The following is a 25576-nucleotide window of genomic DNA, read 5'->3' on the forward strand; positions in this document are numbered from 1 at the left end:
TCACTCCCCTCCTTGAGCCGCCATGCACTTGGCATGGCGTTTCAATTGCCGCTCCCACACGCCCCAGCAGCGCCGGTTAGGCTTGCCGTTGACCAGGGTTGAGCAGTCGTAACCTGCGGCGCGTCGATACGACAGCAGCGCGGCGCAGGCCTTGCCGTAATTTCCTGCACGCAGTTCACGGCGCATGGCTGACCGGCTCCAATTGCCAATGCCGTACTGGCCCGTAAAATCCAGGTACAGGTCGTATTCCTCTTGGTACAGCTTCACGCCAGGAAGCGTGGCGCGGAAACGCCGCTCTTCCTCGCTGTGAAGTGCTCGCGCCAATTGGTCAGCGCGCTCGCGGGTAATCGGGCGGTCAGCCAGCGTGACAGGCGTACCGTCCTCATAGCGGGTTGAGCCATACCCGATGGTGGGCACATCGCCCTTGGTAGGGATGTGCGGCGCCAGTAACTCAGCACCATCCTGCTTGACTGCGGGGCTACTGCCTTCGCTGGCAATCCATCCGGCAAACCCTATCGCGCTCAACGTAAGAGCAGCAGCAAGCGTCCTAACGCGCCCTGTCACTCGCCACCTCCCTGCAGCTCGCAAGTGTTTGAGCCTGGCAGCTGGCGACACAGGCGCTGGACCTCAAGGTCATGGATGCGCTGTGCCCGAGCATTAGCAGCCTCCTGCATGCGCAGCTCCATCCGGTACTTGCGCGCCTGCCACCACTGATTGGCCAGGAACGTAAGCAGCGCTGTCACGATGCCGACGATGATGCCCCACTCGGTCAGCGTCAGCCCTGCTGCCACGGACACAGCGCCGCCTGCATAACTGACCGCGCTCATTACTTTGTCGGCTGTCTGACTCATAGAAAGTGCGCCTGGTTGTGGTGTGGTCCGTCTTCGCGCGTGATCCGGCGCAGATTGCTGTCCGGACGTACACCGAAGTAGTTGGTAAAGCGGCGCTCAGCTGCATCAGCGCTGCCCAGGTTCATGGTTTCGGAGTCAGGCAAGCCGTAGGCACGGAACAACGCCCAGTCGACCAGGTGACGATGGTGCGCCACATGAATCTCTGGCTTGGCCGTGCCGTTCTCGGCGAGCGACTTCAGCGGCAGGCGGTAGCACTCCATCAGCAAAGTGCCGGCCGCCAATGGGCGCGGCACCAAGCGGATAGATGTTTCGGACTGAATGGCGTAAGTCGGCGTGCCGTCCAGATCGCGCCAATCGCGCACCCGGTCATCCAGGTACTCGACGGACACCAGCTTGACCGGCTCGCGCCGTGGCGCACCGGCCAGGCGGAAACCAATGCTGCTTATCTCGTACAGCGCCGGATGCAGCTGATACACCGACGTGCCGACCTCGGCGTCGATTTCGCACACAAGCGCATTGCTCGACTCATGCAGTAAGCGCCCACGAATAGCCGCTTCTGCCTCGGCCTCAGCCAGCCAGCCATGCACCGTGCTGTCGTTGAACAGGTACGGCTTAACCGTGTCCTGCACGTCGATGCGAAACGCCTTGGTCAGCTCGTCGCGCGTCATCAGACAGCCCCGTACTGGTCAATGAAACCAATAGCTTTGGTGCGCATAACGTCTACCGTGTCCCGGCTGCCGAGCGTCTGCCGGTAGTTGTTGGTGGCAAACTCGCGCAGGGCGGCCTTGTCCATCAGCATCACGCGGTCGCGCAGGTCTTGCAGGTCAGACAGCTCGTTGCGCTGCTCTTCCTGCCGCTTGCCGGCTTCTTCCAGTAGGGCGGCGGTATCGTCCGTGCTGGCCGCCTTGGGCGCCTTAGCGGTGCGCGGGGCCGTCTTGCCAACAGCAAACATATCGCCGTGGCGCAGCAGCTTGCGCGCAATGTCGTGAGGCACAGAACGCACCTGGCCACGCTCAAAGGTCAGGCCGGTTTGGTACAGGTGGTCCTTCCACGACTCGCGGCGGCCGATGTATTCCACCAGTGCATAGCCCGTCTGCACGTCGTCTACGATCAGCACCTTAGCGCTGCTCGGCCGCTGTTCAGGCTCTGCCTCGACGGTGATCGGCACGGCTGCCAGTGCATGCACTACGCCACGAAAGATGAAGTCCTTGGCCTTCTGCTCGGGCGACAGTTCGTCATACGGCATGAAGCAAGGGTGGGTCTTGGCGTCGGCATCCTTGACCGGGCCATAGGTCCAGCCGTCGGCCTCTTTACCCGCCAGCCAGGAAGCGTGCGAGTCAGCCGGGGTTGCATCCGGGTTGGCCAGGTTCATTTTCACACCCGCCTCGATGCTGTCCTTCTGCCATTGCGGTGCGTCTGCCCATGCAGGCTGGCTGTCATCGCCGAGCGACTGGCAGTACGCGCGATTCGCTTCATGGCAAACCATCGCCATCAGCGCAACACTCATTAACTTAGACACGGCATTACTCCTGAGCGCGGGAAGGCCGAAGCCCTCCCGCTAGTGGATTACTTCGGGCCAAGCAGCTCGCCGATGACCGCTACGTCGATCTTGCTCGACTTGGCGTTTGGGGCGCCTGCGATGGTCAGGACCAGATTCGCCGTTTTGGGCAGCGTCACGACGGCCTTGCTCGATGCGTTGCGCAGGCGAGCGGCAGAACTCAGGGCAATGCCGGCGCCGAAGTACGCCGCGTCCTGCGGCACAGCAGCGCTGTTTTCACCATCCTCGTACTCAAAGCCGAGCGAGCCGGTGACGGTGGCGGACATTGCAGTGGAAATCACCAGCGTGCAGTCATCCAGGCGCATGCCAGCCGGCAGAGTGCCGAGGACTACCTTGTCATCGACTGCCAGTGGCGCAGCAGAGTCAGCACCAACCGCGCCGCCATTGGCAGCAGTGGCCAGCGCGTAGGTCAGCACCGACAGGTTGCCGAACGGGGAAGCGCCGCCGAATTGGCGACCGCGAAACTGGTTAATCGTTACCTTAGCCATGATGGCCTCCTTCAAATCAGATGGAACGGATGGGCCTGGCTAGCAGGCCCATCGCATTACTTGCGGGCGCCGATGATCGGCACGGCGGTATCGAATACCGTCACGCCGTAGTCGGTGAACTGGCTGCCGTCGCCGTGATCCACATCGAAGCGAATCTTGGAAACGCCCCGGATCATGCCCAGCAGCAGCTCGCACTTGTCGCCGTGGTCCAGCTCCTTCTCAGACCAGAAGAACGGAATCTTCGACTTGTCCGAGGCGGCCCAGGCTTCAGCAACGGCCTGGCCGCCAAGCAGGATGGCGCGGTCCACCGCGTGCGTAGTGCCAAAGGAGGCCGGCACGATGCAGCTGGTTTCCGCTTCGCTGGTGTAGGAGGCGCAATACTTGATGGTGTCGCCCGCATAGAAGCGGATCGGCTTCGGCATCTTGACGATCAACACGCCGTTCCACAGGCCCGCGTCACCCTTAAACAGCGGGTGGCCTTTCGCCTGGCTGGCACGCGCCATAGCGCTGGCCTGGAACGAACGGAAGTTCGGGTCGGTGGCAAAGGTGCTGTACTGCGCCGGCGAAACCAGCAACACGCGCAGCGGCGAGTCGGTGGCGGCTTCGTCGCCCTCGAAAATGACCGGTGGCGGCGGCAGCGCGATCTGCTCCATGTAGGTGCGGATACCGTCCACGGTGTCCATCTTCAGCAGGTCAGTCGATACCAGGTCGACTTCGCCAGCGTTGACGGTGAACGGCTTCACGCCATTGCCGCCGTCAGCGATGAAGTGGCGGTTCTTGGTCGGCGCCTTCACCGGGTTGACCATGATGGCGGCGAAGTCCGAGTCGGCGGTGGTCGGAACCACCCACTCGATGTTGTCGTTAAAGCCGCGCGCACCCGCCATGTGAACCAGGTTGCTCTGGTCGACGTACTTGTCAGCCAGGCCTTGCGCTACTGGGCGGCCCAGCTTGCGGAAGTCGGCCGGGCTGCGGATGCTGGTCATGGCGTTGCCCAGGTCAACCGGGAAACGCGCTTGATCCACGCGCAGACGGTCTTCGGACAGCTTCATGCCGACGCCACGGCCTTCAGCGTTGGCGCTGCCCATGATCGGCTTGGCACCCACCGGGTTCAGCAGGTGGAACGTCACCTCGTCGCCAGTGCTCTTGCCCAGGTCCATACACTTGACGATGGGCATATGCGAAGAACTCTGCTTGCGCAGGGTCATTTCGGCGCCGGCCGTGCCCGTCGGCATCTTGCCGGTCAGGCGGTTCATGGTGGTATTGCGCTGGTTGTGCGATGCAAACAAGCCAACGGCCTGTTGAATCTGCGCGGTCTTATCACCGTAAGGGGTATTCGTTTTGTTGGTCATGTGATGACCTCCTGTAGTCGGGACGGCGGCGCGTTAAAGCTGCCGGTTCAAATAGGCTTCGATTTGTTCGGGGGTCATCGAGGCCATGGCTTCAGCCATTTCCACGCTCCCCATTTGCGCCAGCGCCTCATCACGCGAAGCTGGTCCTGCGGTGCCGCCCGGAATGTCCGAGAGGCTTGCTGGCACAGCGGGGCGTGATTGGGCGATAACGGCTTTGGCGGCGGCCTTCGGGTCAGCCGATGGCGCGGCCTGCGTTTTTCCAGTGGCTTGCTTGAACGTGTCGAAGAACTCGATCACTTCGGCGGCGGTGCCTTTCTGGCTCAGGTGGTCATACCCGGCGCGTACATACGCGGGCTGAGCCTTGAGCCAGTCGGCCAGCTCTTTGCTTTCGGTGATTGAGTCGAGGTCAGGGTGGGCGGCGTAGATCGCGCCAAAGTGGGCGTCCTCGACGGTGCGCACCTTTTCCTGCTGCAAGGGGCTGAGGGCGTTCGCCAGCTTCTCGTCAAACTGCTGTTGCAGTGCTGCGGTCTGCTGCCGAACCAGGTGCGTGACGCCCTTGGCAATGTCTTCCACGCTGAAGTCGCCGAACAACTCAGGATCAACACCGGCCTCGATAGCCGCTTCAGCAGCAGCCACTTGGTTGTCGGTTTTGGTGGGCGCTATCCCGGCGTCCGCACGCTGTTGAGACTGGGCTCTTAGTTCGGCTAACTCCTGCAGGGCGGCCTCTGCTCGCTGCCGCTCCCGTTCCTCACCCTCGCGGGCTGTCTTCGCGGCTTCGCGTTCATCCACTAACTTCTGGTAGTCGATGGTGTGCTTGCCGTCCCGCGCCAAAATCACCGCGTTATCCGGTGTTAGCTCGGGCTCGTCGCTGGCCGCTGCATCGCCTGGCATCTGGTCGTTCGCAGGGGTGGCGCTGGGCTCGCCACCAATTTCCGGCAAGCCGGTATCGCCCTCGCCTAGCTCTAAAAGCTGGGCGGCCTGTTGCGGAGTCATTTCGCCACTGGCGTGCTGCTGTAAAAACGCTTCTTGTTCGGTATTCATGCCTGTCCCGCCACATATCGCCGTGGCCGCTTGGGGCTTAGCAATGCAGGCCAAACCACGGCCTACTCATCGCTGCGCGCGGTGCGCTCAACTTGCGAACAAGTGTCAAGACAGGGGGTTTTCCGAGCGAACCCTACAGGGGGACAGGGTTTTGCCAGGTCAAATTGCAGGCGAAAAAAAACCCGCCGAAGCGGGTCAAGGTCTTGCACGCTGTTCGTTTTAAGCAGTGCCGCACTCGCCCACATCACGACGGGCATGCAGGCGCTCTTTCAGCAAATAGCCTTCCAGCATCCAGATTTTCTGGACGGCATTCTGGCGAGCGATCTGGCGGCCAATCTCGGCGTCAAAGTTCTCCGGGCTGGCGCACGCTGACTCACCGGTGACGGTGAAGCCGTTACGCAGTACCAGCACGCAAATCGTCAGCAGGTCGAGCGGGTGCGGCCCGGTACCGCCACACTTGGCCGCCTCGGCTGCAGTGAAACAGTGCTCACTGGCAATGGCTGCCTCAATATCAGCCGGCGTGATGCGCGGCGCGGTCAGGCCTTTGGCGATAATTTCCTGCTCGATGGCGTTGTCATTCATGGTCATGCTCCTAAGTTGTCAGTGGTGGTGGGTGTCTCAATGCCCTGCATGGGCGATCCGCCTTGCTGCGGTACCGGGGGATAAGCCGGGCTGGTGTTCTGCTGCACGTCTGGCGGCAGTTGCTCGCTGCCTGGCTGCGCGCCTTCGCCCTGGATGTAGGGGCTGCGAATGTTCATCGCCGCGGCCTTTTCTGCCGTCGGGAAGTTGGGGTCGTCGCCGCCTGGTGTCGGCTCGCGGTAGCCAGCGCCCTGCATCACAGCATCGGCAATCGGCGCGATCTGCGGCATCTGCGCCACCTGTGCGCCGGCCTGCATCGCGGAGTACGCAGCCTGCACACCGATCTGCACAGCACGCGCCTGGATTTCGGCAATCTCGCTCTCGGTCTTGCGCTCCTTCATCGCCAGCTCGCGCATCTTCACGTCCACACCCGACTTTTGCAGTGCGTCCTTCACGGCCTGCTCGATGCGCTTCTCGACAGACTCGGGAGACTCCTGCTCGGCAGCGGCGCGGATGGCCTCGACCACATCCTTCTTGAACGGCACGTCCATGAGCGAAACCATGAACGGCAGCATGGCCGCCTGGTACTGCGCCGGCAGCGACTTGACCGCCTCGGACATAGCGTTGAGCTGCTGGCCGCGATAGCTCTTGGTGCTCGGCACGTCTTCAAGCGCCACTTGCAGGCGAGTGCGCTGCAGGTCGTTGCTCAGGTACGCATAGCCCAGCTCGTCAACCTCGGGCTTGTTGATCACCACCTCGCGATCCTCACGCACGGCATCGCCCTCGATGATGATGGTCTGCGGCTTATCGCCCAGATCTTCAACGATCATCGCCAGTAGCAGCTCGCCGACCATGGAACGGCCCACCCTGAAGTTGTCCATCATCCGGGCCAGGCTTTGGTTGCTCTGCTCTACCTGGGTCTGCTCCTGCAGTCCACTGCGTGCGGTGCCCTCCTTGCCCATAAAGCCGGCCGTCACCGCCGATACACGCTGAATGGCCTGGCGGCTGTCTTGGATCAGCTGGAAGTGCTGGGCGTTGAGTTGAAAGTCGCGCCTCACCTCGAAGCGTGCGCCCTGGCGAGCCATGTGATCAGCGTTGAGCACAATGTCAGCATCCACGCGCCCAACCTGGCGGCGGAACTGTGCATCGGTCATATCCACTGCGCCCTTGGTACGCTCGGTACGGACCACCGCCATGCCCCAGCGCAGTTTCGATATGCCGCTATTGAGGCTGTCCTGGGGAAAAATCATGCCGCGCACATAGCCATACGGCACGCTGCTGCTGTCCTCGCGGAAGCCCCAAAACGGCACATAAGGAAAGTGGTTGTGGGTGTAAGGCGTCGGGCCGTCGTGCATCAGGTGCGGCCCAAGCCAGTAGCTGCGGCGCACGCGGGCAACCACGGCCATGCTGTGCTTCACGGTGCCGCTGGCCACGGCGACGTTGTGTGCCAGGTTGTTCTCGTCGTACTCGACCACGCGGCCGTCGGGGCTGGTGATCACGGCCACGCTCACCCAGCGCCGGTACCACAATTCCACCAGGCACACCTGCTTGCTCACCGGGTTGTACCAGCGGTCTTCCTGCACGGTTCGATTGCGCGCCTCGCCCCAAGCATTGCCCAAGCCTGTCGATGATCCACCGTCTACAGCCTCAATCGACTGCTCAGCCCACCAGCTCGGACCATGGCGGTCAATCGACAAGATCAGCTCCTTATGCTGCGGGAACACCATCGCAATGCGCTTGGGCACCAGCCAGCGCTTGCGGCGCAGGTAGCGGGCATCGCTCAGGTCATCTTCCGTAGCGGCAAAGTCCCAATCGATTTCACGGCGATGCACAGCCGTGCAGCGGTACGGGTACTTGAATGGGTCGCTCTCGCGCTTCACTTCCACCCAGCCCAGGCCAACGGCGATCTGCGGCCGAAAGGCGTTACTGCACGCGGCATCGGCCTTGCTGTGTCGCTCAGCCTCGTTCAGCTTGAAGTTCAGCGCATCCGCTATGTCCTGGCCGCCCGTCTGGCCGTTAGCCGTCACGCGCCAGTCGCTGCGGATGGTCGCCTCGTAGCCTTGGATCGACAGCAGCGCCGGGCCTACCAAGTCTTCAACAGCAGGCGGAATGCCCAGCTCGCGCTGGCGTTGCAGCAAGTCGCTGGCCAGCTGGTTGCCGTCGGCGTAGTCCATTTCCTTGTCAGCCGTAGCGCGCCAGTGCGGCTGTTCTTCGATTTCCATCAGGAACTCGGCGTACTCTTCCAGGGTGATTGCCAGTTCGTCGGCGGCCTGGGTGTCTGGCGACTTAATCGCGGTGGCGTCCATGGTGATTCCTCAAGTGCGCCAGTCGGGCGGCGGGGCTTCTTGGTAAGTGGTTGCGCGGGTCGCGCCGTCGATAAGGTTCAGCTCTTTGGCCTGGGCGTACTGGCGATAGGCGTCGGCGCCCTCGCTGCAGCCGTTGGCCTTGTTGGGCGTGTCGATGTAACCGTTGGCGGCGCGGCTAAATACTTTCTTGTAGCCTTCCAGCCGCTCGATGCCCTTCTTGCAGCGCACCTCGTCGAAGTAGGCGCCCTTCAGGTGCTTGCGCACGGCATGGATACCGGTGATCAGCTCGCTTATGCGGGGCAGCACAAAGAACCGCTCACCTGGCATCAGGTCTTGCAGCATCTGTTCTGTGCTCTTGTTGTAATCGCTCAGGCGCTCATGCGCGGCGTCATGCGGCAGGAAGTGCGTGCCGAAGATGTAGCCCTTGGCGCGCAGCTCGGCGACGTAGTGGCGCAAGTCCTTGTCGTGGTCTTCGTAGTAGTCGATAAAGCGGTCGTCGCCACGGCTCTCCTGCTGGAACCAGATCGCGCAACCGTCCTTCTTGCCAATGTCCCAGTAGGTGTTGACCGGCACATCGAGGACCGGCAAGCGCGTGACGCCACCACGCTTGCGCAGAGCGATCATATCCTTGGCGTAGTAGTTGCCTTCGGTGCTGACCTGGAAGGCCTCAGCCGGTGTCGACGGATACTCTTGCCACATCCGTTCTTCAGCGCCGGCAAAGTCGGCCTGCTTGGTCGCGACGTACCAGGCGCGCTGGTCCGGGTCGATCCTGCAATCCATTTCAGCTTCGATCTTGTCGAAGTAGTCGTGCTCATCGCGGGTGATAGCCACGGTTGTGACGGGCAGGCGATAGCGCGGCTCTTGCCACCAGGCGTAGAAGTGGAAGCGGTAGTCTTTGGGCGTCAGCACTTTCTTGCTGGCATGGTTGGCCTGCGCGATGCCGACCATGTTGAAGAACTCGCCTTCACGGCCTTCAGCGGTACTCTCGATCACCAGCACGCCGTTGGTTGGCACAGCCGGTATCGAACCGGTCACCACTTCCTGCGCCTTGTCCGGGTACTTCGCGCAGATTTTGCCGAACTCGCTTATGTGCAGGCGGTGGATGGTGCCCGAACGCATTGACGTGGCCACGCGCACCGAACTGTTGTTGTGCGCGAAAAGCAGCTCTACCGCGCTATCCCTGGCCAGCGGAAATCGCTCACGAATCTCTGGCGGCAGATTCTCGTAGGCAAACTTGACCTTATCCCGAAAGATCGTTTCGGCTGCCTCGCGATCCTGGGCGATGATGCCGCAGCGCTGGTTGGCGTTGAACAGGGCGTGATCCAGCCACATCACGGCAATCAGCGTGGTGAAACCCAGCTGGCGTGCCTTCAGGATCAGGTTGCGGTGCCACAGCCGACGAATAAACCGCTTCTGTGCGCGGTTGGGCGCAAACGGCATGACCAGGTTGTCCTCGCCGTCATCGCCCTTAATCATGATCTTGTACAGGCAGCCGCTGAACAGTCGCCATTCAGGATCAGACAGGCAGCGCTCCAGCTCTTCGGCGTTAGATGGCAGCTCGGCCAGCGGCTTGGAGACAGTCGCGGCCATCATCAACCCTCGCCGTGTTCAGGGTCGTGCGCCACAGGCATAAAGCCGACGTTGCCGGCTGCATTGATCCGGTCCAGCACGGCCACGAGCGGGTCGACGCGCTGCTGGTTGTCCAGCTCGTAAAGGCCAAGGTGCTTGAACAACTTCTCCATGGCGGCGTCTTTCGAGTGCGTCTGCACCTCAATGCCGAACTTAGTCTGTTTCACGCCTGCGAACAGCGAAGCTGCGCCGGCAGATAGCTTTCTGGTGTCCTTGAGCACAACACGTGGGTGGCCGTGGCCACCGCATTCAGGGCAGCTATGGAACGGCTCACGATTAGGGTCGAAGCCTAAGCCGCCCTCTTCGGGGAATTTGTCGGGGTCTTCTCCATCGCTCAACCACTGGTCAAAGGCATAGTCGCGCTCAATCTCAGTACGCTGCCGCTGGTGGCCAAGGCCATAGCAATGTCGGCAGCACACGACAATCAGCTCGGTTAGCTCGCGAGCATCTGCTGTCACCTGGTTCCAGGCTTCACGCAGCACTCGGTCAGCGGTGATTCCTGTGCGCTGCTGCTGTTTCACCCTGGCTTCAGCGATTGCGGCCTGAATGTAAGCTTTTGACAGCAGCTTGGTAGCAGTCTGGCGTGCTGAACTCTCAGCGTACTTAGCTCGTATAGCTGCCTGCGTACCGTTCAGGTCTACCAGGTACTCATCTACGAACTGCTGTTCCTTATCCGTCAGCGCTACCTCAGCGCTCTGCACCTTCACGGTATTGCGCGCACGCACAGACGCACCAGCGGCCTTCTTGGCTATTGGCGTCTTCTTCGCTTTCGGGGTGGCGGACTTCTTGGCCGCTTGCTCTGTCTTCATGCCGCGAGTGTTCACGGGAGGCAGAGCGGGTGTCGAACCCTACAGGGGGTGAGGGGTCATGCATGAAAAAGCCCGCATCAGGCGGGCTCATTGAAATGGTTACAACATATCGCGGGTGAACGTTGCCTTCTTCGGCTCACCACCTCGTTCTCGGCGTTCGAGGATTAGCATGTCGGCGACCTTGGCTGAGATGCGAGCTGCTTCATCACCGTTAATTGGCCGGGATGCCAACACAGAGGGCAAAGCAGCACATACGAATTGGTCCCACACCGATTTCTCATCATCCAACAATACAAGCGACATACAGGCAACTCCTAATGATTGGACCTCCAGCCTATATGTTTGGAAAAAATAAAGACAATGATTAGAAAGCCCGCACTAGGCAGGCTTTCTTTCTATGCAGGATCATTCAGTCGTAGCAAATGCGCAGGAATGACGACGCCTTACGGCACCATCACGACCAACCTAGAACCCTGCCAGTCCTAGCTGCTCGTCGCACCCCTTCCCCTTGAGCGCCGTCTTCACTGCACGCAACTCCCGGCGCAGGCTCTTGACCTGCAACGACAAGTCAGCGGCAATCATCGCCACGTTACGGCTCTGCTCGATACCGACGGCCTGCATTGCTACACCCGCCAGCATTGCGGCCAGCATGCGGTCCTCTTTCGGCGTGAGCGTGAGCACGTCGTCGCCTATGTCGATCTTGACCGTACCGCACGGCAGGATCGTTTTGCTGATCACGCGGGCGGCGTCATGGACCTCGGCAGGGGCATAGATGCCACGGCGCACCCTGACAATCATGCCGGCATTCACCAGCGTGCCCACCCGATCGTCGATGGTCGTCGCCGGCAGATCAAGCAGCTCAATCAGCGCTTCGCGGGTCACGATCTGCTCCAGCGCGTGCAGCTCTTGCACCGCTTCAAGCACGCGCCCGGTCGACGACTGGCTGCTCAGATCGGACGTTGCAACTATCCGGCTTGTGGTCATGCACACCCCCAAAATCTCATGCTGAATTTCACTAAAAAAACACCTTTAAAGCCAGTAAAGACGTGGCTTTCAGGGCAATTCCGACTTGAGCAATCACTGGACCGCCTTCTTCAACTCGCGCACCTTCGCGCGGTAATCAGCCGTGATGGCCTTCAGTTCTTCGATGGTGTGCTTGCGCGGGCGTTGATCAGCCTCCAGCGTTTCAACAGCATCCAAGCCAATGCGGACAATCAAGCCAATCCGGTAATCCACGGCATTGCCCGATAGGTAGCGGTTGTCCTGCTTGCTCTGCGCATGACAATTGCGCTCATCAAAACGCAGGTGTGGGGCAGAACCCACGCTGCGGTAGTGCCCCGCGTCCACCGCATTACCAGCCCAGTCGAGCGGACGGCCACTGGATATGCAGGCATGCCCGGCAGCACGGTCGCGCCAACGGATGTATTCGTTGAACGCCTGCTGAGCCTCACGCATAAAGTCGCTGCGAGACTTCAGCTTCTCTTTGCGCACTTTGATTTCCCGGCGCTCGCGCTGCTCAAAAGCCAGGCGCTTCTCGGCCTCCTTGGCCTGAAGGATCAGCACGCCGCAGTCAGGGCTGCACCAGGTCTGAAAGCTCTGCTTGGGTATGAACGGCGCCCGGCATGCGCGCACAGCACACTTCTTCGGTTTCTCGCTGACCGCCCTCAGGGGCTTGCGGGCGGCGATCATGCAACCTCCCTAAATGCTTCAAATTCGGCCATTTCGGTCAACCTTTCCTCGGTCAAAGTTGGCCAGTCTTTCGCCACCAGATACGAACAGCACTGCCGCCAAAAGTCCTGAAATGCCTCCTCGCCCATCGAGTCATAGCTCAAACTTCTCGGGGTTTGGCGGGTCAGCCTTCCCAGGCCCGGCAGATCGAAAACCTCCTGATCGCAATACACACCCGACTCCAGCTGCAGCGCTTTGATCGCGTCGTGTGATTGCTTGCCAGTGAACCGGTCGATGTTCTGGGTCAGAACCTTGCCCAGCCCGTGCACCAAGCCGTTAAAACGCGGATTGCGAGGCTGCTTGAGTTCGGCGCGAATCTTCGCGTTGAGTTTGTAATCGCGCTCGCGCAGTAATGATCGATCGGCATCGGAGGCGGCGACGAATGCGGCCACTTCCTTGCCTGTTACTGGGTCAACCAAACGACGCAGCACCAGATAAACCGGCATCTGTTTGGGCTTGCGGTCAGCCATTACAGGATGTCCTTACGGGCAGATGCCCAGTCAAACACCAGAACAATCCCGCTCGCCTCGCTCAGCCTGTCAAAACTGCGCTCGCCAAGTACCTCGCGTAGGTCTGTCGGGAACAGGTTGCTTATCACAACGGTTGGACGCATCGCCTCGTAGCGTCCGTTGATCACGGTGAAAAGGGTTGCCTGCTCAAAGTCATTGGCTTTGGTCGCACCCACTTCATCGATGATCAAAAGGTCTGGCTCGACCAAGCTGGCGAAAGCCTGCGCCTCGGTGTAGTCGGAGTTGCGGTCATAGCTACCCTTGACGTACTGCAGCAGGCTACTGACGGTGCGATAAACCGCGGCCATACCAAGGCGGTGAATCAGGTGACGCGAAATAGCAGCGGACAAGTGGGTTTTGCCAGTGCCGGGGTTGCCCAACATCGCCAGGCAACGGCCAGCTGCAGCGTGTTCGACAAAGTGCTGCGCATAGGCGCGGCATGCTGCCAGGTTCGCCTCTTGCTTCTTGCTCGCGCAGTGGTACTCGGTGAATGACTTCTCAGCAAACCGCTTGGGGATCATTGCTGAGCCCAGGCGTTGCTCCAGCTTCTTAGCCTTAGCCCTGGCTGCCTGCTCAAGCACCTGCCTATCTTCACGACGGCGGCGATCCTCTTCGGCGCAGGCCGGGCATCCGCTTGGGTGATCGGTCTTGCTAGAAGTGACCGACACAAAATCGCCGTGGAGCTCGCAATGGCCGAGCTGCTTGTCGATCACGCCGCAGAGATTGCGCTCAATGTCGCTGATATTCAGATCAAGCGAAGCCATAGCTGCCGTCCTCCCTGGGTACTAGTCCTTCTGGCGCTGCGCTCGGCCCATGGGTAACGAGGCGGCGAGTTGGCGGCTGGCGGTGCGGCCTCTGGCTTCGCATCCATCGGCGCCAGGTTGCATGCCAGTCGAGCTTTGTTGCCTGGCTGCCAGTCTTCGCCGTCCAGTAGTCGCGAAAGTCTTCAGCGATGGCGAGCAATGCCTGCTGGTCAAACTCGGGGTGATTCGCTGCGCTCTGCTCGAGCCAGTCAGCAGGAATTATCCAATCTGCAGCGAGGCGCGAACCCTTCGCGCTACTGCTCTTTGGTTTATTGATGGTTAATGGATGGTTAAAGGACGGATTGGGTGCAGCTGCTGCACCCCGTTCGGTCGTCAGTTGCACCCCGTTCGTGCAAGGATTGCACCCCGTTGCTGCGTCAATTGCACCCCGTTCGGCGCTACCGAGTGCAGCAGTTGCACCCCGCTCTACTCCGGGTGCAGTAGCTGCACCCCGTTGCATAGCCAGGTCATAAACCACTGGGCGACGGTCGTGGCGGTCGATATAGGCAGCGGCAATGGCCTGATTGCCAAGGCTTATCACGCCAGCTTCGCGCAAGACTTCCAGGGCGGTGCGAATGGTGCGAACAGAGAGCCCGGTGTCCTCGCTCAAACTGTTGGCCGAAGGGAATGCCGCCTTCCCGTTCTTGTCGGCATAGTTGGCCAGGCACAGCAGAACGTGACGCGCGGATGGCGTAGTAACGACGCGCTGCTCAAGCGCCCAGGTCATTGCCTGAACACTCATTGCATGGCACTCCGCATGCTGTACTCGGCTACCCTGACCTTCTTACCGTCGCGGTTAATGACTGCCACCAGGGTGCGTTCAACCGCAAGCCCTATGGCCGTTATCGTCTTACCGGCTTCCAGGTGTCGCCGGATAGCTGCGCACTGACTGCTACTGGTATTGCTGTTTGGATTGTCGTTGGCCATAATTCCTGCCTGATTGTTGTAACGAACTAGGCGCCCTGTCCGGCGCCTTTTTTGTGCCTGCGATTCAGGCGATGTAGGCGCCTGGCGCATCCGTGATAACTTTTTGTTTCCACACGAAAAGGCCACGGAGGCCAGGCATGAACCAAGAAAACGATTTGAGCGAATCAAGTGGCGACGAGCCGGACTTGGCGGCAGCCCTGAAAGCCACCCAGGAAGGCACGGCGCTTGCAATATTTGCCCTGGCCGAAGCGCTGAAAAAATCCACAGCAGTGGACGTGCAAGGCTTGTCAGAGAAAGTCGAGCGCATCATCAAACACGCCAATCCGGGTCTTGATCCGCACACAGGGCACCACTTTCTGCTCCCCTTGAAACAGGTGCTTTGGGCGATGTCAGATCGATCTGCAACAGAAGAGTTACGGATTTTTGGCGACCTGAAAGTAAATCGGCCAGTCGAGCAATAGCGCCGCCAGGGCACTGGCACAGCTCGCATGAGGCAATGGCAGCCTTTACGCCTGCGTGATTCTCATTGCTACTCATTCGCCTCATACCTCCAAGTTGTTGTGAAGAAGCCGCTCAAGACCAGCGGCTTTTTTGTGCATGCGATTCAGGCCCTACTCTTCCCAGCTCAGCTCTTGCCCACTCGACGGCTGTTTGAGGCCGATCTGTGCAAGTGCCCGCAAGTGCTCGACGTACTCCGGGTCAAAGCACTTCATGCTGACCGGCACGACCTTTAGGCCTAGGTGCGCGAGCATTTCGGCGGTCTTGGCCAGCTGGCCGCTCGACTTCTGCTTGCTAATCAGGGTTTCATCCACACCCATCAGCTTTGCCAGATGCACCTGCCCAAGGCTTGCAAGTGCCTTCAAGATTGCCGCTTCGTTCTTGCGTGCTTTGTCGGTGGTGATCATCTTTAATGGCCTCAAGCAGGCTGATTTGCTGCCTTTTAGGTGGGTCTGTTTTCATTGGCGGCTAAGCGGCGGACTAATTTGGTGCAGCCTGGTGTGGGAACGGTCTGATTTCTGTTGCAGTCAGGGAGCCGTCTGAGTGCTCTGTAACGAAAATCTCGCGCTTGGCTTTTAGCGCCTTGGTAATCGCGGGGGCACTTACGCCGAGCCCTTTGGCCACCGCCGCCTGGCCGAGCCGAGCAACAACGTCTTTCAACACTACTTTCTTCATTTCATGCCTCGGGAGCAGGTCCATTAATGCCAATATTAACCGGCGGTTATTATTGTGGCAATACCGGCGGTTGATGTGAATTAATTAACCTCCGGTTAAATTCAGCCAATGAGTAAAAAGAAAGATCTATCCCCAGCCATGAAAGCTGAATGCGACGCGGCCAAAGCCCTTTTCACCTCTCGGAAAAATTCCCTGGGATTGACTCAGGCCAAGATCGCAGAGGCGGCTGATATTTCGCCCGCCGCAGTGGCGATGTACCTGAATGGCCAAAACCCGCTGAACGCGAAATTTGCCGCTGTCCTGTCGCGCCTTATTGGCGAGCCGGTTGAGAAGTTCAGCCCGCGACTGGCAAGTGAGCTCAAGCAAATGCAGAGCGCGCCTCAGTCGCAAAGCGTTGGCGCTGCGGACAAAGTCCGTCAGATGCTAGATAAGGTAGGGAAAAGCCTGACAGACGATGCGCGTGAGCAGATCATCCGCGCGGCCTCAGTGGATGCTGATCGTGGCAGCTCTAACGTCGTCACTGGCGACTTCCGCCGCACCGGCATGGTCGGCGATGAAATCCGAATCGCGCACTATGACGTCCAGGGCGCGATGGGGAATGGCAAGCTCGTCCACGATTTTCCGGAAATGTTCCGCGACGTGACAGTGAGCCAGCAGCACCTGAAAGAGCTCGGCGTAAAGTACCAAGACCCTGCGCACCTGAAGCTGATCACCGGCGATGGCCAGTCCATGGAGCCGACGATTCAGGACAAAGACCCGCTTATCGCGGACGCCAGCATCCGTGAGTTTACCGGTGACGGCATCTACGCATTTGTTTGGCAGGGGCTTTTTTACATCAAGCGCTTACAGATCAAAGACTCTGATCATTTCAAAATGATCTCGGATAACAAGCATCACGACCCCGAGATAATCAGGATCGATGAAACGTACATCCAGGCACGTATTCTGTTGGTCTGGAATGCGCAGAAGCTGTAGCGGTTCACCATATTTGGCAACCCAGCTTCCTTGATTGCCGTTAATTGACCGGCGTTTTTTCAGATAGGCATCAATTGACCGAACGACAAGGATCGTTGCGATGATTTTGGAAGCAATATCAGCCTTTGCTGCCATTGCAGCTCTGGCTTGGACCTATGGCTCGGCTGGAGAAGCTCGGCGCGCTGACTTTAGGCAATGGGTAGCAGAGCACTTTGAGCGTGCTAAGCCTCTAACCCTAAAACTGCTAACTCGCTTGGGCCTTCTACTGGCATTCGCTCTGACTGCCAGCATTGTGTACTTATCAGCTCGAGAAATTTACGACTTCCAGACAAGTGTGGAGCCACTCGCCAGGAAAGACGTATTTATGCTTCTCCTAAGCGCCTTCAATTTACTCGCCTACTTGGCAACATCTTTTGCACTCCTTTTAACCCTACTTAAACCTGTGCGCCCTGCCAAAGTCCCCCTGGTCCTCACCGAAGGTCAGCCCGTCACGTTAAGCCTGCGCGGCGAACCTGATATTGAAGCCTTCAAGGAGGCTATGAAGAAGGGCATTACGATGACAATCGGTGTTGAGAACGGCGAGCTGTACATCGATGCGCAGAATCTGGACGGCTTTTCTTTCACCAAGTCCTGACTGATTACACCTGGGGCATCGTAAATGGCTCCAGTTAGCGTTAACCGCCACAAGGCCATAGATAAGGACATCGCGTGCGGTCACTGATTATCTCTTTTCTGTTTGCTGTGCTTTTCCCGTCACTGGCTTCAGCCGAGCAAATCAGCTGTAAGGTTGTGGGCATCAGTGACGGGGATACCCTCACCTGCCTTGCATCAGGAAACAAGCAGATCAAGGTTCGGCTGGCAGAGATTGATGCGCCTGAGTCGAAGCAGCCATATGGTGCGAAGTCGAAACGAATCCTTTCCGACCTTGTTTTCGGCAAGCTGGTTGTCTTGAGCATTCAAGATACAGACCGCTACGGCAGGACAGTCGCTCGCGTGCAATCAGGCAGTGTCGACGTCAACTATGAGCTGGTAGCGCGCGGCGCGGCATGGGCTTACACGAAGTACCTGAAAGACCAAAAACTGCAAGACGCTCAAACCTTGGCCAGAAATATGGAGCAGGGCCTTTGGGCGCTTCCCGATGGCTCTAAGGTCGCACCCTGGGATTGGCGAGCAGGCAAACGAGTCGCAGCAGCACCTCAGGTAGAGTCGGAGCGCAAACCGTCCTTTCCTAGAGCAGGGTCTGTTGCGAGTAGTGCGGCCGGTGGCTTTTCTTGCAGCAAGATCAAGCGCTGCTCACAAATGAGCGGCTGCGCTGAAGCCATGCACCAGTTACGAGTCTGCAGAAACCCGCAAATTGATGGGGATCGGGACGGAGTACCTTGCGAAGCGATATGCCGTTAAGGCTCTGCTTTGCTTGATCCGCGTGGAAGGGTCTCCCAGTTCAAAAAAGGCCTCGGCCTAGTTTCAGCAGTGAACATAAATCCAAAAATGAACAACAAAACAAGGAAGTAGCTATGCCAACAGTCAAACAATTACTGGTTCTCGCCGCCGTCTTAGCCACCCTCTCCGGCTGCGCCACCAAAAAGGATTTTTACGCCACTGACGGAAGCCGAGCAGACGGCACGGTCGATATGGCATATGACTTTGCTCAATTCGAGCAGCCTGTGATCGACATTGCTCAGGCTAAAGCTGTGGCCAAGTCAAAGTGTCGGGTGTGGGGCTACAACGATGCAGAGGCATTTGGTGGTAGGCAGCAGAACTGTCACCAGACCAATGGCTACGGAACCTGTATTGCCGGCCAGATCGTTCACAAATACCAGTGCATCGGCAACCTCAGCGAAGCGCCGATGATCCAGCCAGCGGCCGCCCCACTATCAGCAGCTCCTGCAGCAGCAGGCAGCCTCAGCAAAGGCGAATGGCAACAGATCCAACTCAACCAGCTCAAGCAAGAGTCAGGGCTGTCTTACGAGGAATACCAGAAGCGGTACCGGCAGATCATGGGGCAGTAAGCCTCTCACCGGTAATTAGTGCACAGGGAGGTGTTACTTATGGGCTTCTTGTCAAAAAGCCTCACCCCTGGCCAAGCAATCCGCATCTGCGTGAATGAGGATGCGGATATGGCCGAACTGGAGCAGCGGATGCAGATCGACGGCATCCGTATCCGCGTTGCATCCCACAAGCCAGGCCGTACCAAAATCAACACCCGAGCACCTTCCGGCTTAACTTCTGAGTTTGTTGGGGAGGCTAATATGCAGGGTAGCCTGGCGCTGAACCGTGCCTGCAGCGAAGAGATAGTGATCACCATTAAGCCAGGCGCTGTGCCGGCTGACGCAATGGCAGCCCTAGTAGAGGGTGGCGTGCTTGTTGGGCTCGCAGAGAGTCACAGCATCCAGGCGGCCTTGAGGGTTAAAGCGCCGAGAGATTTGCTGGTGTTGCGGGATGAATTGGTGGGTGGGGCCTGTAACGTCCCGCAGACTAGTACGCTAGCCAAGAGTTTGCTAATTAATTAATTTCACTCAAGTAAGGAGTTGTCAGTGCGAAAGGAAAGGCGGCGCAGTTACCACTTTGATTTTTTCTTACTGAGCCCAGACGGCGACGATCTGTTTGCCTTATCTGTTCGAGAGATATTCGACGGAATAATTGCTGACACCAAACAGTCTAGCCATACCCATTACGGTTCTACCAGAGAAGTATTTGGACTTAAGTTTCGAGATGAAAGCAACTCTTACACTGGTCAGATAAGAAAAATACGCAAAGCCGACTTACCTGAAATTGGCACAATTGGAAAAGATGGCAAAAAACTCCAGCTTGAGTCGGACGAGGGAGTGATTGAAAAGAACTTCTTCGTATACTACGTCGATGAATCTTTGCTTGTAATGCATAGAAACGATGACGGTAATACTGCAAGCCATCTTGCTGCTGTCTTAATGGCTGCCGGCGGCGTGCCCTACCATGCGACTCCAGTAATAAGGCCTGAGCAAGCGGAGATGTTGATAAAAGACAATCTTGAGATAAAGCGCTTCTCATTCAAGATACCTAGACCTACCAACCCTGATCGCTATCCAGCAGATGATATAGGTGCCCGTACTATTGAGCTATTGAACAAGTCTGGGGCCGATACACTTGAGGTAACTTTCTCAATTGACTCCAAGGTGGAGTCAAGCGCAGGAAGGTTAACAGGGGCTATTCAGTCGGCAGTGCGTAGCCTGCTCGCCTTTGGCGCGACTAAAGCAAAATTAGAAACCGATGAAAATGGTAAAATATACCCTATTGATTTAATTGCCGATCGCCTATACTCAACACAATATACCAACTCAAACTCACAGTTCCCTGCAAGCACAGTAATGTACGAACTTGCTGACAAATCTAGGGCAGAGAAGAGAGAATCGCTAAATGCGTATTTCGGTAAAATTAAAAGAATCATTTAAGATACTGGCTGCCGCCTTAATTGCAGTCGCATTCTATAAGCGCGATTTCAATTTTATTCCTAGCGATATCACTACGCTTGCAAGTGCAATTGCAAGCAGCTCTGGAACAATCCTAGGGTTCCTAATAACCGCCATTGCATTGCTGGCGGCTATCATGGATCGCGACCTGATGCAGAACCTTCGAGCTACCGGCGGCTACAAGGTACTGATAGTGCGGAGCTTCGTCTGTGCGGCCCTCTACCTTATTCTCTTGGTCCTATCTCTCTGTCTTTTGCTGCCATGGGGAGTTGAAAGCAAGTCGCTACTGCTGGCAATCGTATTCACTGGCGCTCTAGCATCAATCCATCTTTTCCTCACCGGCATATCGTTTTGCAGGATCATTGTTACGATCAGCAAGCTATAGCCCTAATGACGAGCTATCGACCATTCCTCCTGGCGCCACCACTACATCCTAGTACCATGACCTGCTAAGTCCCGCCCAGCGAGGCTTTTTTCTGCCCCTTGTTGCACTCCGATCTACACAGACACCTCCACCCCAGAGGTATGCATGGCCAGCCCTGATCTGCTCCCCGCCCTGCTCTATCGCCTCAATCAAAACCAGAACGCCCGGGGCTCAGCCATTGAAGCGCTGGGTGGTTAATTGCACAGACATGCCCGCCCATTTGCCTTCGACCTGACCAGCCATTTGCATCGGATTTGACCGGCATGCTTTGTAGCCCTGACTGGCAGAGAGCGACCCAAAGCAGCCTCTCGTAATCAGCCGCTTTCGGCCAGAAGCAGCCAGTCACATCAGGCCGCTTTCGACCCAACCGGTTTTTGCTTAACGCTTTTGTTATGGGGCGGGCTTTAGCCCGTCCCAGTGAGCGAAGCGAGCGGTTTTAACCACTTGTTAGGTCTTTACGCAATTCACTGATGAGAAAAATACGTTAATAAAGAGCCGAAGGCGACAAATGCTTTCCAAGAAATCCACGCAAAATTTATTGAGATTATTATTTTTGCAAGATTAGACCATAATTTTCTCATGGTATTTTTGGCGCAACGCCAGACAGAAATTGAACAAACCAAGAAATACATAACGTAGATAACTACAACTGTAGTTGCGGCCATCAATAAAGCTGTTTCTTTTTGTAGATTTAAAATATGACTTGCTGGTAATAGCAAATAGCTTGTAGAGAGAGATTTTATTAACACTACGAAAATGGCCGTGAAAGAAAGGCTACCTAGAACATACAAAACCCAGAATGCCTTCCATAGCGGTTGACTCCCACGAATAAAGCTAATTTTCTGTAGAGATGGTGATGTTGCTGATACTTCCATGTTGTAGAACCTAACGTTTGGTTAAGGGGCGGGCTTTAGCCCGTCCCAGTGAGCGCAGCGAACGGTTTGAATCAATTGTTATGCGCTGAACTGCCCAAGAACGACCATTAGCAAAAGGGCAAATACGAGTACTCCAACGCAGCATACATAAGCCTCATTTCTGGAGCCGCTTAACCACTCGTTTTTGGGGTATTTCCCAAGTGTGGCCGCTTTTACAAATGGCCACCCTATGGCGTAGAAAAATGTTCCAAGTATTATTTCCGTTACTAAGTAGCCAAAAAATCGGACTGCGAGGCTGAGAAGATCTTCCATGTGTCTCCAGCGTATAACGTTTGGTTAAGGGGCGGGCTTTAGCCCGTCCCAGTGAGCGAAGCGAACGGCTTGAACCACTAGTTAGAGGCTACCACCCGTAACTGTCGGTAGTGCTTTGTAGCTGCGCTGCAATTTTTACCCTGCACTCGGACTTGTGGACGGAAGTCCATTGCCCGCCGTATGTACTGCTTACGGAATTACAAAGTAGAGTTCTAAACTCTTCCCACTTTTCTTTTGCTTCTTTAAGCTGTTTAACTGCTTCTTTATTTTGTTCTGCACCAGTTTCTAGTAAGAGGCGCTGGTAACTTTTTTCCGTTACCTCGTTCTGTTTTTGCCATGAGTTATTTGAGACTTCAGAGTACTCAGCCTGTGACTCAGCCAGTGCGTAATTACTTGTTAAAAATATGCAGATGGCGACGGCAATTGTTGAGGCTTTGCGGTCAGACATTTTTTGCCTCCAACTATAAATAGACACCAATTGGTGTGATAACGCTTTCACGGGTTTGGTGGATAACATTCCTTGTCCTCTTTGCGTTCCCTATCTAGTCCGGGTGTTACAGTGGCCGGATGACCGTATAAGGAGTTATGCACCATGGGTGGAATGAACCGCCACCGGTTTCGTAGACATATTCGGAGGACTGCTTCTGGCCGGGACTAGCCTGTCGTATCAGGCGGGAGACGGCCAAAAGCGGCCAGTGCCGATTAGAGTGCAGTTAGCCGAGAATCGATCCCAGATGCGCCTACGAAACTAGGGGCGATTCAACTTGCTGTAGCCGCCATAGCGGTCTTCAAGATGCCGCATCGCACCACCACACCTCTGACATAAGCCAACCTGTTCCTCATTTAGCCCTGAACTGATTATGATAGCCACCTAACATCACAAGGAGCTGGTCATGCGGAAGCTAGGGGTAGCACTGCTGATTGCCATCGCGGCATTCACGTCAGGTTGTCTAAAAAAGGAACTTACTCCAGAGGAGAAGGCGCTGGTAGATGTGCTCCGCAGTGAGCTTACTGAGACTCAGAGTGAGCTCGAAGAAGCAAAAGCAAAAGATGCAGGCCTAGCAGGGGGATTAGTTAAAGCCCTAGTTGCCGTTAGAGTGGAATTACTCTCGACCAATACAGAGCTGCTAAAGCAGCGTATCAACGCAATCGAGAGCGGATCACCTGTTGAGCAGGTCACACAAATTTCGCTGGCAGACCCGGAGCTGGCCAAACAGCTTGAAGCCGAAATCTCAGTTGCTCGCGAAGAACTTGCAGAGGCCAAGCTCGACGCATTGACTCATGGCGGTCTAGTCGGCGCCATGAAGTCGGTAGCGGCAGCGACCCAAGAGCAGACCCTGGCTATGCTCGAGCACAGGTATCTAGTAGCTAAGTATGGCCTGAACCCTGCAGCCCCAAAAGCTGGTCAAGAAAGCCAACCGGTAGCAAGCACGCCTGCACCGGCAGCTCCTCAGCAAGTTCCAGACATTCCTCCGGGCAATGGGCCGTTTGGCCTTGAGGCCGGCTTGAGCAATGATCTGATCGAGAAAATGAGCGGCCAAGCTCTTGTGCTGACTGACAAAGTGCAAAGCCTCTACCTTCTAACAACACCTCCTAAGCCCAACAATGCATTTGAGCAATATGCACTGGTCATTTCACCTACTGTTGGCCTTTGTCAGATTAGAGCGATTGGCAAGACCATCGACACGAATAATTTCGGGCACCAACTAAAGGATGAGTTTTCCACCCTCCAAACCTCCTTGTCATCCGTTTACGGACAGCCGCAGGTTCTCGACCATCTTATGCCGGGTAGTATTTGGGATGATGGTAGGGACTGGATGATGGGGTTGCACAAAAACGATCGTTCGCTGATTGCTGAATGGAACAGCACGCCAGCATCACCCCTTAAGAACGGAATTGAAGGCATAACCATGGTCGCCCGAGCTCAAAACGGCAGCGAAGGATACGTTGCGCTTCAGTATTCGTTTTCCAACTATAAGACCTGCACCGACGAGCAAAACACTCGGGCAACTGGCTCTTTGTAGCCACCAAGACACTCAAAAAAGCCCGCTACATGAGCGGGCTTTTTACTATCAACCGTGCTGCAAAACCCGCATGGCGGCGTCTGCCAAAAAGCCTGACCGACTTCTTTGCTCCGGGTGGTTCTTCACGTAAGCATCAATGCGGGCCAGCAAGTGTTCTGGCAGGGTTGCATTGAAGCGCACAGCCTTACCCAGGTAAGGCGTCACATCAAAATCAACAAGCGCCCACACACCGCCCGCGTAGTCAGGATTGGTCGCGTGAACGTCTATCTCTTGAGGTTGCGGCAAGCGCTCGCCATCAACCACCAGGCCTTCAAAGTGAAGCTCAAGAGCTTCACGCACGTTGTCTAGCGCCTCGGCCATTGTCTCCCCTGCGGAGAAGCAACCTGGCACGTCCGGAACGGTCACCCCGTAATCGCTATCGGCGTCTTTGTGCAGCACCACTGGGAATTTCATACCTGCCCTCCTACCGGCCTTATTTCAAACCGGCCTGCTTCAATATGCTGTTGAGCGTTCCCTTAGCCATATCTGACTTTGGGTGCGGAACCGTCACCCGCCCGGGTTTCGTCGGGTGCTTAAACTGGTGATGGCTGCCTTTTACTGCCACCTCATACCAGCCGTCCGCTTCAAGCAGCTCAATCACCTCGCGGCTTTTCATAGGTGTCCCAACTGCTGCTCTTTCGCAATAATACACACTATACACACCACCTAAAAGATCAAGCCTGGCAGCCTTTCATCGAGCGGGCATTTTGTGCCCTCAAAAAGGTGCGGCCTCCTCCGGCGCAGTCTCTTCAACATCCGCAACCCGATCATCATCGGCCAGCAAATCCCAACGCACGATAACGTCACCATCGTCCGCAAACTCTAAATACAAGCCGTCTGTCTCCCCTAGTAACTCCATCACGCCATCCCAAGCCTCATCCGTATCTGAATCCAATCGGTGAATCCTCGCTTGGCGCTCTAGCTGAGCCTTGGGGGACCCGATCATCGCGGACACCCGCAGTCCCAGCTTTTCCAGCCCAGTCATCTCTCGCGGTTCTTGTTGCTGTGTTTTCGTCCTGGCCATTCAAAACTCCAATACTGGATATACATACAGCAAAACAGAATCATAACCGCTTCTTTCTGAAAAATAATTAACCGCCGGTATTGACTGCAAATATACCGGCGGTTAATGTCACTCCATCGCCGGCCAACACCGGCAGCAGGAAAGGCAGCGATGCCTCGGGCAACCGGAACGCTCTTTCACAACCTGACGAAACCAACGACGTACCCAGGCAATCACCTGGGTGGCGAAAAGCTAAACCGTCGTCCATGCCAGCTCTGGAACTGGCCGTGACTCCATATGCAGTCACGCGAAGCTACGCAAGCCACCAACGAAGAACGCCGTACACGAAATGCGTGACGTTGGCAGATGGGGAAATCGAGGCGATGCGCGTAGTGGAGAGCAACACCAAGTTTTCACTGATGCGCCTTGGCAACAGGGCGCATTGGGAAAACAACCGGAGCAATGACCATGCAAGCGTACTGGCTGAAATTTGAAGGTAAGCCGCCCGGCTGCGTTGAAGCAGCGAGCGAAGAAGACGCCAAGCGTATTGGCGCCGAATCGATGGGCGTTGCGGTGCTGGAGTGCGACCGCCTCCCTTACCCAGCTAACCCGCGAATCAACACACACAGCTACCGGGAGGGTGTTACCTGCCCTTCCTTTTGCTATCGACCAGAACAGTGCAAGGGCAAGACATGCTGTCCTCAGCGCCGATCCTGTGACGATTAACC

Annotated in this window: 34 protein-coding genes; 9 read left to right on the forward strand and 25 right to left on the reverse strand. The window is 57.0% G+C overall.

Translation table 11 applies throughout. The annotated features are described in order from the left end of the window. The 17 genes from AC0J6G_RS09740 to AC0J6G_RS09820 all read right to left on the reverse strand — a co-directional run bounded on the left by AC0J6G_RS09740 (window position 1) and on the right by AC0J6G_RS09820 (window position 14392). A complete protein-coding gene (locus tag AC0J6G_RS09740) occupies window positions 1-564 on the reverse strand; it encodes a glycoside hydrolase family protein (protein WP_475253519.1) in 564 nt (187 codons plus the stop codon). Next, the gene (locus tag AC0J6G_RS09745) at window positions 561-851 is read right to left on the reverse strand and encodes an HP1 family phage holin (RefSeq protein WP_475253521.1); all 291 of its coding nucleotides are present in this window, start codon (window positions 849-851) and stop codon (window positions 561-563) included. Before AC0J6G_RS09745 ends, AC0J6G_RS09740 begins: the two co-directional genes overlap by 4 nt. After that, complete coding sequence (locus tag AC0J6G_RS09750) at window positions 848-1519, reverse strand: phage adaptor protein (protein ID WP_475253523.1); 672 nt, start codon at window positions 1517-1519, stop codon at window positions 848-850. Before AC0J6G_RS09750 ends, AC0J6G_RS09745 begins: the two co-directional genes overlap by 4 nt. Continuing rightward, on the reverse strand, window positions 1519-2370 hold the full coding sequence (locus AC0J6G_RS09755) for a RyR domain-containing protein (RefSeq protein WP_475247245.1): 852 nt from the start codon (window positions 2368-2370) through the stop codon (window positions 1519-1521). The genes AC0J6G_RS09750 and AC0J6G_RS09755 overlap by 1 nt, the downstream gene beginning before the upstream one ends. A gap of 47 nt (window positions 2371-2417) precedes the next feature. After that, a complete protein-coding gene (locus tag AC0J6G_RS09760; protein ID WP_475247247.1) occupies window positions 2418-2897 on the reverse strand; it encodes a hypothetical protein in 480 nt (159 codons plus the stop codon). Between the two features lie 56 nt (window positions 2898-2953). Continuing rightward, window positions 2954-4246: a phage capsid family protein gene (locus AC0J6G_RS09765; RefSeq protein ID WP_090242842.1), complete on the reverse strand. Its 1293-nt coding sequence runs from the start codon at window positions 4244-4246 to the stop codon at window positions 2954-2956. Between the two features lie 33 nt (window positions 4247-4279). Then, the gene (locus tag AC0J6G_RS09770) at window positions 4280-5287 is read right to left on the reverse strand and encodes a hypothetical protein (RefSeq protein WP_475247249.1); all 1008 of its coding nucleotides are present in this window, start codon (window positions 5285-5287) and stop codon (window positions 4280-4282) included. A gap of 219 nt (window positions 5288-5506) precedes the next feature. Beyond that, window positions 5507-5869: a Gp49 family protein gene (locus AC0J6G_RS09775; RefSeq protein WP_475247251.1), complete on the reverse strand. Its 363-nt coding sequence runs from the start codon at window positions 5867-5869 to the stop codon at window positions 5507-5509. Between the two features lie 2 nt (window positions 5870-5871). Further along, window positions 5872-8172 (reverse strand): portal protein, encoded by a 2301-nt coding sequence (locus AC0J6G_RS09780; protein WP_475247253.1) that lies wholly within the window; start codon window positions 8170-8172, stop codon window positions 5872-5874. 9 nt (window positions 8173-8181) lie between these two features. After that, window positions 8182-9765: a terminase gene (locus AC0J6G_RS09785; RefSeq protein WP_475247255.1), complete on the reverse strand. Its 1584-nt coding sequence runs from the start codon at window positions 9763-9765 to the stop codon at window positions 8182-8184. After that, complete coding sequence (locus AC0J6G_RS09790; RefSeq protein ID WP_475247257.1) at window positions 9765-10610, reverse strand: terminase small subunit; 846 nt, start codon at window positions 10608-10610, stop codon at window positions 9765-9767. Before AC0J6G_RS09790 ends, AC0J6G_RS09785 begins: the two co-directional genes overlap by 1 nt. Before the next feature lie 99 nt (window positions 10611-10709). Further along, window positions 10710-10913: a hypothetical protein gene (locus AC0J6G_RS09795; protein WP_475247259.1), complete on the reverse strand. Its 204-nt coding sequence runs from the start codon at window positions 10911-10913 to the stop codon at window positions 10710-10712. A gap of 162 nt (window positions 10914-11075) precedes the next feature. After that, on the reverse strand, window positions 11076-11594 hold the full coding sequence (locus tag AC0J6G_RS09800) for a hypothetical protein (RefSeq protein ID WP_139213961.1): 519 nt from the start codon (window positions 11592-11594) through the stop codon (window positions 11076-11078). Window positions 11595-11687: 93 nt separating this feature from the next. Then, window positions 11688-12299 (reverse strand): recombination protein NinG, encoded by a 612-nt coding sequence (locus AC0J6G_RS09805; protein WP_475247261.1) that lies wholly within the window; start codon window positions 12297-12299, stop codon window positions 11688-11690. Then, window positions 12296-12808, reverse strand: coding sequence for a hypothetical protein (locus AC0J6G_RS09810; protein WP_475247263.1), 513 nt, complete (start codon window positions 12806-12808; stop codon window positions 12296-12298). Before AC0J6G_RS09810 ends, AC0J6G_RS09805 begins: the two co-directional genes overlap by 4 nt. Next, the gene (locus AC0J6G_RS09815; protein WP_475247265.1) at window positions 12808-13611 is read right to left on the reverse strand and encodes an ATP-binding protein; all 804 of its coding nucleotides are present in this window, start codon (window positions 13609-13611) and stop codon (window positions 12808-12810) included. The genes AC0J6G_RS09810 and AC0J6G_RS09815 overlap by 1 nt, the downstream gene beginning before the upstream one ends. Then, the gene (locus AC0J6G_RS09820; protein ID WP_475247267.1) at window positions 13598-14392 is read right to left on the reverse strand and encodes a helix-turn-helix domain-containing protein; all 795 of its coding nucleotides are present in this window, start codon (window positions 14390-14392) and stop codon (window positions 13598-13600) included. The genes AC0J6G_RS09815 and AC0J6G_RS09820 overlap by 14 nt, the downstream gene beginning before the upstream one ends. Window positions 14393-14714: 322 nt before the next feature. Between AC0J6G_RS09820 and AC0J6G_RS09825 the strand changes: the two genes are divergently transcribed. Further along, complete coding sequence (locus tag AC0J6G_RS09825; protein ID WP_475247269.1) at window positions 14715-15038, forward strand: hypothetical protein; 324 nt, start codon at window positions 14715-14717, stop codon at window positions 15036-15038. A 150-nt stretch (window positions 15039-15188) separates the two neighbouring features. On the opposite strand, the gene AC0J6G_RS09830 is transcribed toward AC0J6G_RS09825, so the two are convergent. After that, window positions 15189-15482, reverse strand: a complete 294-nt coding sequence (locus tag AC0J6G_RS09830) for a CII family transcriptional regulator (protein ID WP_475247271.1) — start codon at window positions 15480-15482, stop codon at window positions 15189-15191. A 73-nt stretch (window positions 15483-15555) separates the two neighbouring features. Next, complete coding sequence (locus tag AC0J6G_RS09835) at window positions 15556-15750, reverse strand: Cro/CI family transcriptional regulator (protein WP_475247273.1); 195 nt, start codon at window positions 15748-15750, stop codon at window positions 15556-15558. Window positions 15751-15858: 108 nt separating this feature from the next. Between AC0J6G_RS09835 and AC0J6G_RS09840 the strand changes: the two genes are divergently transcribed. From AC0J6G_RS09840 to AC0J6G_RS09870, 7 genes are all read left to right on the forward strand, one after another. After that, window positions 15859-16725, forward strand: a complete 867-nt coding sequence (locus AC0J6G_RS09840) for a LexA family transcriptional regulator (RefSeq protein WP_475247275.1) — start codon at window positions 15859-15861, stop codon at window positions 16723-16725. A gap of 100 nt (window positions 16726-16825) precedes the next feature. Further along, window positions 16826-17359 carry a hypothetical protein gene (locus tag AC0J6G_RS09845; RefSeq protein WP_475247277.1) on the forward strand — a complete coding sequence of 178 codons (534 nt, stop codon included), beginning with the start codon at window positions 16826-16828 and terminating at the stop codon, window positions 17357-17359. A gap of 74 nt (window positions 17360-17433) precedes the next feature. Next, on the forward strand, window positions 17434-18126 hold the full coding sequence (locus AC0J6G_RS09850) for a thermonuclease family protein (protein WP_475247279.1): 693 nt from the start codon (window positions 17434-17436) through the stop codon (window positions 18124-18126). 113 nt (window positions 18127-18239) lie between these two features. After that, the gene (gene yecR, locus AC0J6G_RS09855; RefSeq protein WP_475247281.1) at window positions 18240-18734 is read left to right on the forward strand and encodes a YecR family lipoprotein; all 495 of its coding nucleotides are present in this window, start codon (window positions 18240-18242) and stop codon (window positions 18732-18734) included. A 108-nt stretch (window positions 18735-18842) separates the two neighbouring features. Further along, a complete protein-coding gene (locus tag AC0J6G_RS09860) occupies window positions 18843-19235 on the forward strand; it encodes a hypothetical protein (protein WP_475247283.1) in 393 nt (130 codons plus the stop codon). 24 nt (window positions 19236-19259) lie between these two features. After that, entirely contained in the window at window positions 19260-20153 is an 894-nt protein-coding gene (locus AC0J6G_RS09865; RefSeq protein WP_475247285.1) for a DUF6731 family protein, read from the forward strand. Continuing rightward, entirely contained in the window at window positions 20119-20556 is a 438-nt protein-coding gene (locus tag AC0J6G_RS09870) for a hypothetical protein (RefSeq protein ID WP_475247287.1), read from the forward strand. Before AC0J6G_RS09865 ends, AC0J6G_RS09870 begins: the two co-directional genes overlap by 35 nt. 503 nt (window positions 20557-21059) lie before the next feature. On the opposite strand, the gene AC0J6G_RS09875 is transcribed toward AC0J6G_RS09870, so the two are convergent. The 3 genes from AC0J6G_RS09875 to AC0J6G_RS09885 all read right to left on the reverse strand — a co-directional run bounded on the left by AC0J6G_RS09875 (window position 21060) and on the right by AC0J6G_RS09885 (window position 22230). Continuing rightward, the gene (locus tag AC0J6G_RS09875; protein ID WP_475247288.1) at window positions 21060-21470 is read right to left on the reverse strand and encodes a hypothetical protein; all 411 of its coding nucleotides are present in this window, start codon (window positions 21468-21470) and stop codon (window positions 21060-21062) included. Window positions 21471-21548: 78 nt separating this feature from the next. Then, a complete protein-coding gene (locus tag AC0J6G_RS09880) occupies window positions 21549-21782 on the reverse strand; it encodes a hypothetical protein (RefSeq protein ID WP_475247289.1) in 234 nt (77 codons plus the stop codon). An 88-nt stretch (window positions 21783-21870) separates the two neighbouring features. Next, window positions 21871-22230, reverse strand: coding sequence for a lysozyme inhibitor LprI family protein (locus AC0J6G_RS09885; RefSeq protein ID WP_475247291.1), 360 nt, complete (start codon window positions 22228-22230; stop codon window positions 21871-21873). 445 nt (window positions 22231-22675) lie between these two features. Here AC0J6G_RS09885 and AC0J6G_RS09890 point away from each other — a divergent pair, with 445 nt between their 5' ends. Continuing rightward, window positions 22676-23806 (forward strand): hypothetical protein, encoded by a 1131-nt coding sequence (locus tag AC0J6G_RS09890; protein WP_475247293.1) that lies wholly within the window; start codon window positions 22676-22678, stop codon window positions 23804-23806. A gap of 48 nt (window positions 23807-23854) precedes the next feature. Here the strand turns inward: AC0J6G_RS09890 and AC0J6G_RS09895 are convergent, their stop codons facing one another. The 3 genes from AC0J6G_RS09895 to AC0J6G_RS09905 form a co-directional block, all read right to left on the reverse strand. Continuing rightward, window positions 23855-24259, reverse strand: coding sequence for a type II toxin-antitoxin system HicB family antitoxin (locus AC0J6G_RS09895; protein WP_475247295.1), 405 nt, complete (start codon window positions 24257-24259; stop codon window positions 23855-23857). Window positions 24260-24278: 19 nt separating this feature from the next. Beyond that, the gene (locus AC0J6G_RS09900; RefSeq protein ID WP_475247297.1) at window positions 24279-24461 is read right to left on the reverse strand and encodes a type II toxin-antitoxin system HicA family toxin; all 183 of its coding nucleotides are present in this window, start codon (window positions 24459-24461) and stop codon (window positions 24279-24281) included. A gap of 99 nt (window positions 24462-24560) precedes the next feature. Then, window positions 24561-24869, reverse strand: coding sequence for a DUF1654 domain-containing protein (locus AC0J6G_RS09905; protein WP_475247299.1), 309 nt, complete (start codon window positions 24867-24869; stop codon window positions 24561-24563). Between the last annotated feature and the right edge of the window lie 707 nt (window positions 24870-25576).

The sequence above is a fragment of the Pseudomonas sp. TS_SC_3 genome (genome assembly GCF_056156225.1).

Excerpts from the sequence above, each read along its gene's own strand:
- AC0J6G_RS09745 (WP_475253521.1), bottom strand. The coding sequence starts at position 851 with ATGAGTCAGACAGCCGACAAAGTAATGAGCGCGGTCAGTTATGCAGGC.
- AC0J6G_RS09750 (WP_475253523.1), bottom strand. The coding sequence starts at position 1,519 with ATGACGCGCGACGAGCTGACCAAGGCGTTTCGCATCGACGTGCAGGAC.
- AC0J6G_RS09760 (WP_475247247.1), bottom strand. The coding sequence starts at position 2,897 with ATGGCTAAGGTAACGATTAACCAGTTTCGCGGTCGCCAATTCGGCGGC.
- AC0J6G_RS09765 (WP_090242842.1), bottom strand. The coding sequence starts at position 4,246 with ATGACCAACAAAACGAATACCCCTTACGGTGATAAGACCGCGCAGATT.
- AC0J6G_RS09770 (WP_475247249.1), bottom strand. The coding sequence starts at position 5,287 with ATGAATACCGAACAAGAAGCGTTTTTACAGCAGCACGCCAGTGGCGAA.
- AC0J6G_RS09775 (WP_475247251.1), bottom strand. The coding sequence starts at position 5,869 with ATGAATGACAACGCCATCGAGCAGGAAATTATCGCCAAAGGCCTGACC.
- AC0J6G_RS09780 (WP_475247253.1), bottom strand. The coding sequence starts at position 8,172 with ATGGACGCCACCGCGATTAAGTCGCCAGACACCCAGGCCGCCGACGAA.
- AC0J6G_RS09785 (WP_475247255.1), bottom strand. The coding sequence starts at position 9,765 with ATGATGGCCGCGACTGTCTCCAAGCCGCTGGCCGAGCTGCCATCTAAC.
- AC0J6G_RS09790 (WP_475247257.1), bottom strand. The coding sequence starts at position 10,610 with ATGAAGACAGAGCAAGCGGCCAAGAAGTCCGCCACCCCGAAAGCGAAG.
- AC0J6G_RS09795 (WP_475247259.1), bottom strand. The coding sequence starts at position 10,913 with ATGTCGCTTGTATTGTTGGATGATGAGAAATCGGTGTGGGACCAATTC.
- AC0J6G_RS09800 (WP_139213961.1), bottom strand. The coding sequence starts at position 11,594 with ATGACCACAAGCCGGATAGTTGCAACGTCCGATCTGAGCAGCCAGTCG.
- AC0J6G_RS09805 (WP_475247261.1), bottom strand. The coding sequence starts at position 12,299 with ATGATCGCCGCCCGCAAGCCCCTGAGGGCGGTCAGCGAGAAACCGAAG.
- AC0J6G_RS09810 (WP_475247263.1), bottom strand. The coding sequence starts at position 12,808 with ATGGCTGACCGCAAGCCCAAACAGATGCCGGTTTATCTGGTGCTGCGT.
- AC0J6G_RS09815 (WP_475247265.1), bottom strand. The coding sequence starts at position 13,611 with ATGGCTTCGCTTGATCTGAATATCAGCGACATTGAGCGCAATCTCTGC.
- AC0J6G_RS09820 (WP_475247267.1), bottom strand. The coding sequence starts at position 14,392 with ATGAGTGTTCAGGCAATGACCTGGGCGCTTGAGCAGCGCGTCGTTACT.
- AC0J6G_RS09825 (WP_475247269.1), top strand. The coding sequence starts at position 14,715 with ATGAACCAAGAAAACGATTTGAGCGAATCAAGTGGCGACGAGCCGGAC.
- AC0J6G_RS09830 (WP_475247271.1), bottom strand. The coding sequence starts at position 15,482 with ATGATCACCACCGACAAAGCACGCAAGAACGAAGCGGCAATCTTGAAG.
- AC0J6G_RS09835 (WP_475247273.1), bottom strand. The coding sequence starts at position 15,750 with ATGAAGAAAGTAGTGTTGAAAGACGTTGTTGCTCGGCTCGGCCAGGCG.
- AC0J6G_RS09840 (WP_475247275.1), top strand. The coding sequence starts at position 15,859 with ATGAGTAAAAAGAAAGATCTATCCCCAGCCATGAAAGCTGAATGCGAC.
- AC0J6G_RS09845 (WP_475247277.1), top strand. The coding sequence starts at position 16,826 with ATGATTTTGGAAGCAATATCAGCCTTTGCTGCCATTGCAGCTCTGGCT.
- yecR (WP_475247281.1), top strand. The coding sequence starts at position 18,240 with ATGCCAACAGTCAAACAATTACTGGTTCTCGCCGCCGTCTTAGCCACC.
- AC0J6G_RS09860 (WP_475247283.1), top strand. The coding sequence starts at position 18,843 with ATGGCCGAACTGGAGCAGCGGATGCAGATCGACGGCATCCGTATCCGC.
- AC0J6G_RS09870 (WP_475247287.1), top strand. The coding sequence starts at position 20,119 with ATGCGTATTTCGGTAAAATTAAAAGAATCATTTAAGATACTGGCTGCC.
- AC0J6G_RS09875 (WP_475247288.1), bottom strand. The coding sequence starts at position 21,470 with ATGGAAGTATCAGCAACATCACCATCTCTACAGAAAATTAGCTTTATT.
- AC0J6G_RS09880 (WP_475247289.1), bottom strand. The coding sequence starts at position 21,782 with ATGGAAGATCTTCTCAGCCTCGCAGTCCGATTTTTTGGCTACTTAGTA.
- AC0J6G_RS09885 (WP_475247291.1), bottom strand. The coding sequence starts at position 22,230 with ATGTCTGACCGCAAAGCCTCAACAATTGCCGTCGCCATCTGCATATTT.
- AC0J6G_RS09890 (WP_475247293.1), top strand. The coding sequence starts at position 22,676 with ATGCGGAAGCTAGGGGTAGCACTGCTGATTGCCATCGCGGCATTCACG.
- AC0J6G_RS09895 (WP_475247295.1), bottom strand. The coding sequence starts at position 24,259 with ATGAAATTCCCAGTGGTGCTGCACAAAGACGCCGATAGCGATTACGGG.
- AC0J6G_RS09900 (WP_475247297.1), bottom strand. The coding sequence starts at position 24,461 with ATGAAAAGCCGCGAGGTGATTGAGCTGCTTGAAGCGGACGGCTGGTAT.
- AC0J6G_RS09905 (WP_475247299.1), bottom strand. The coding sequence starts at position 24,869 with ATGGCCAGGACGAAAACACAGCAACAAGAACCGCGAGAGATGACTGGG.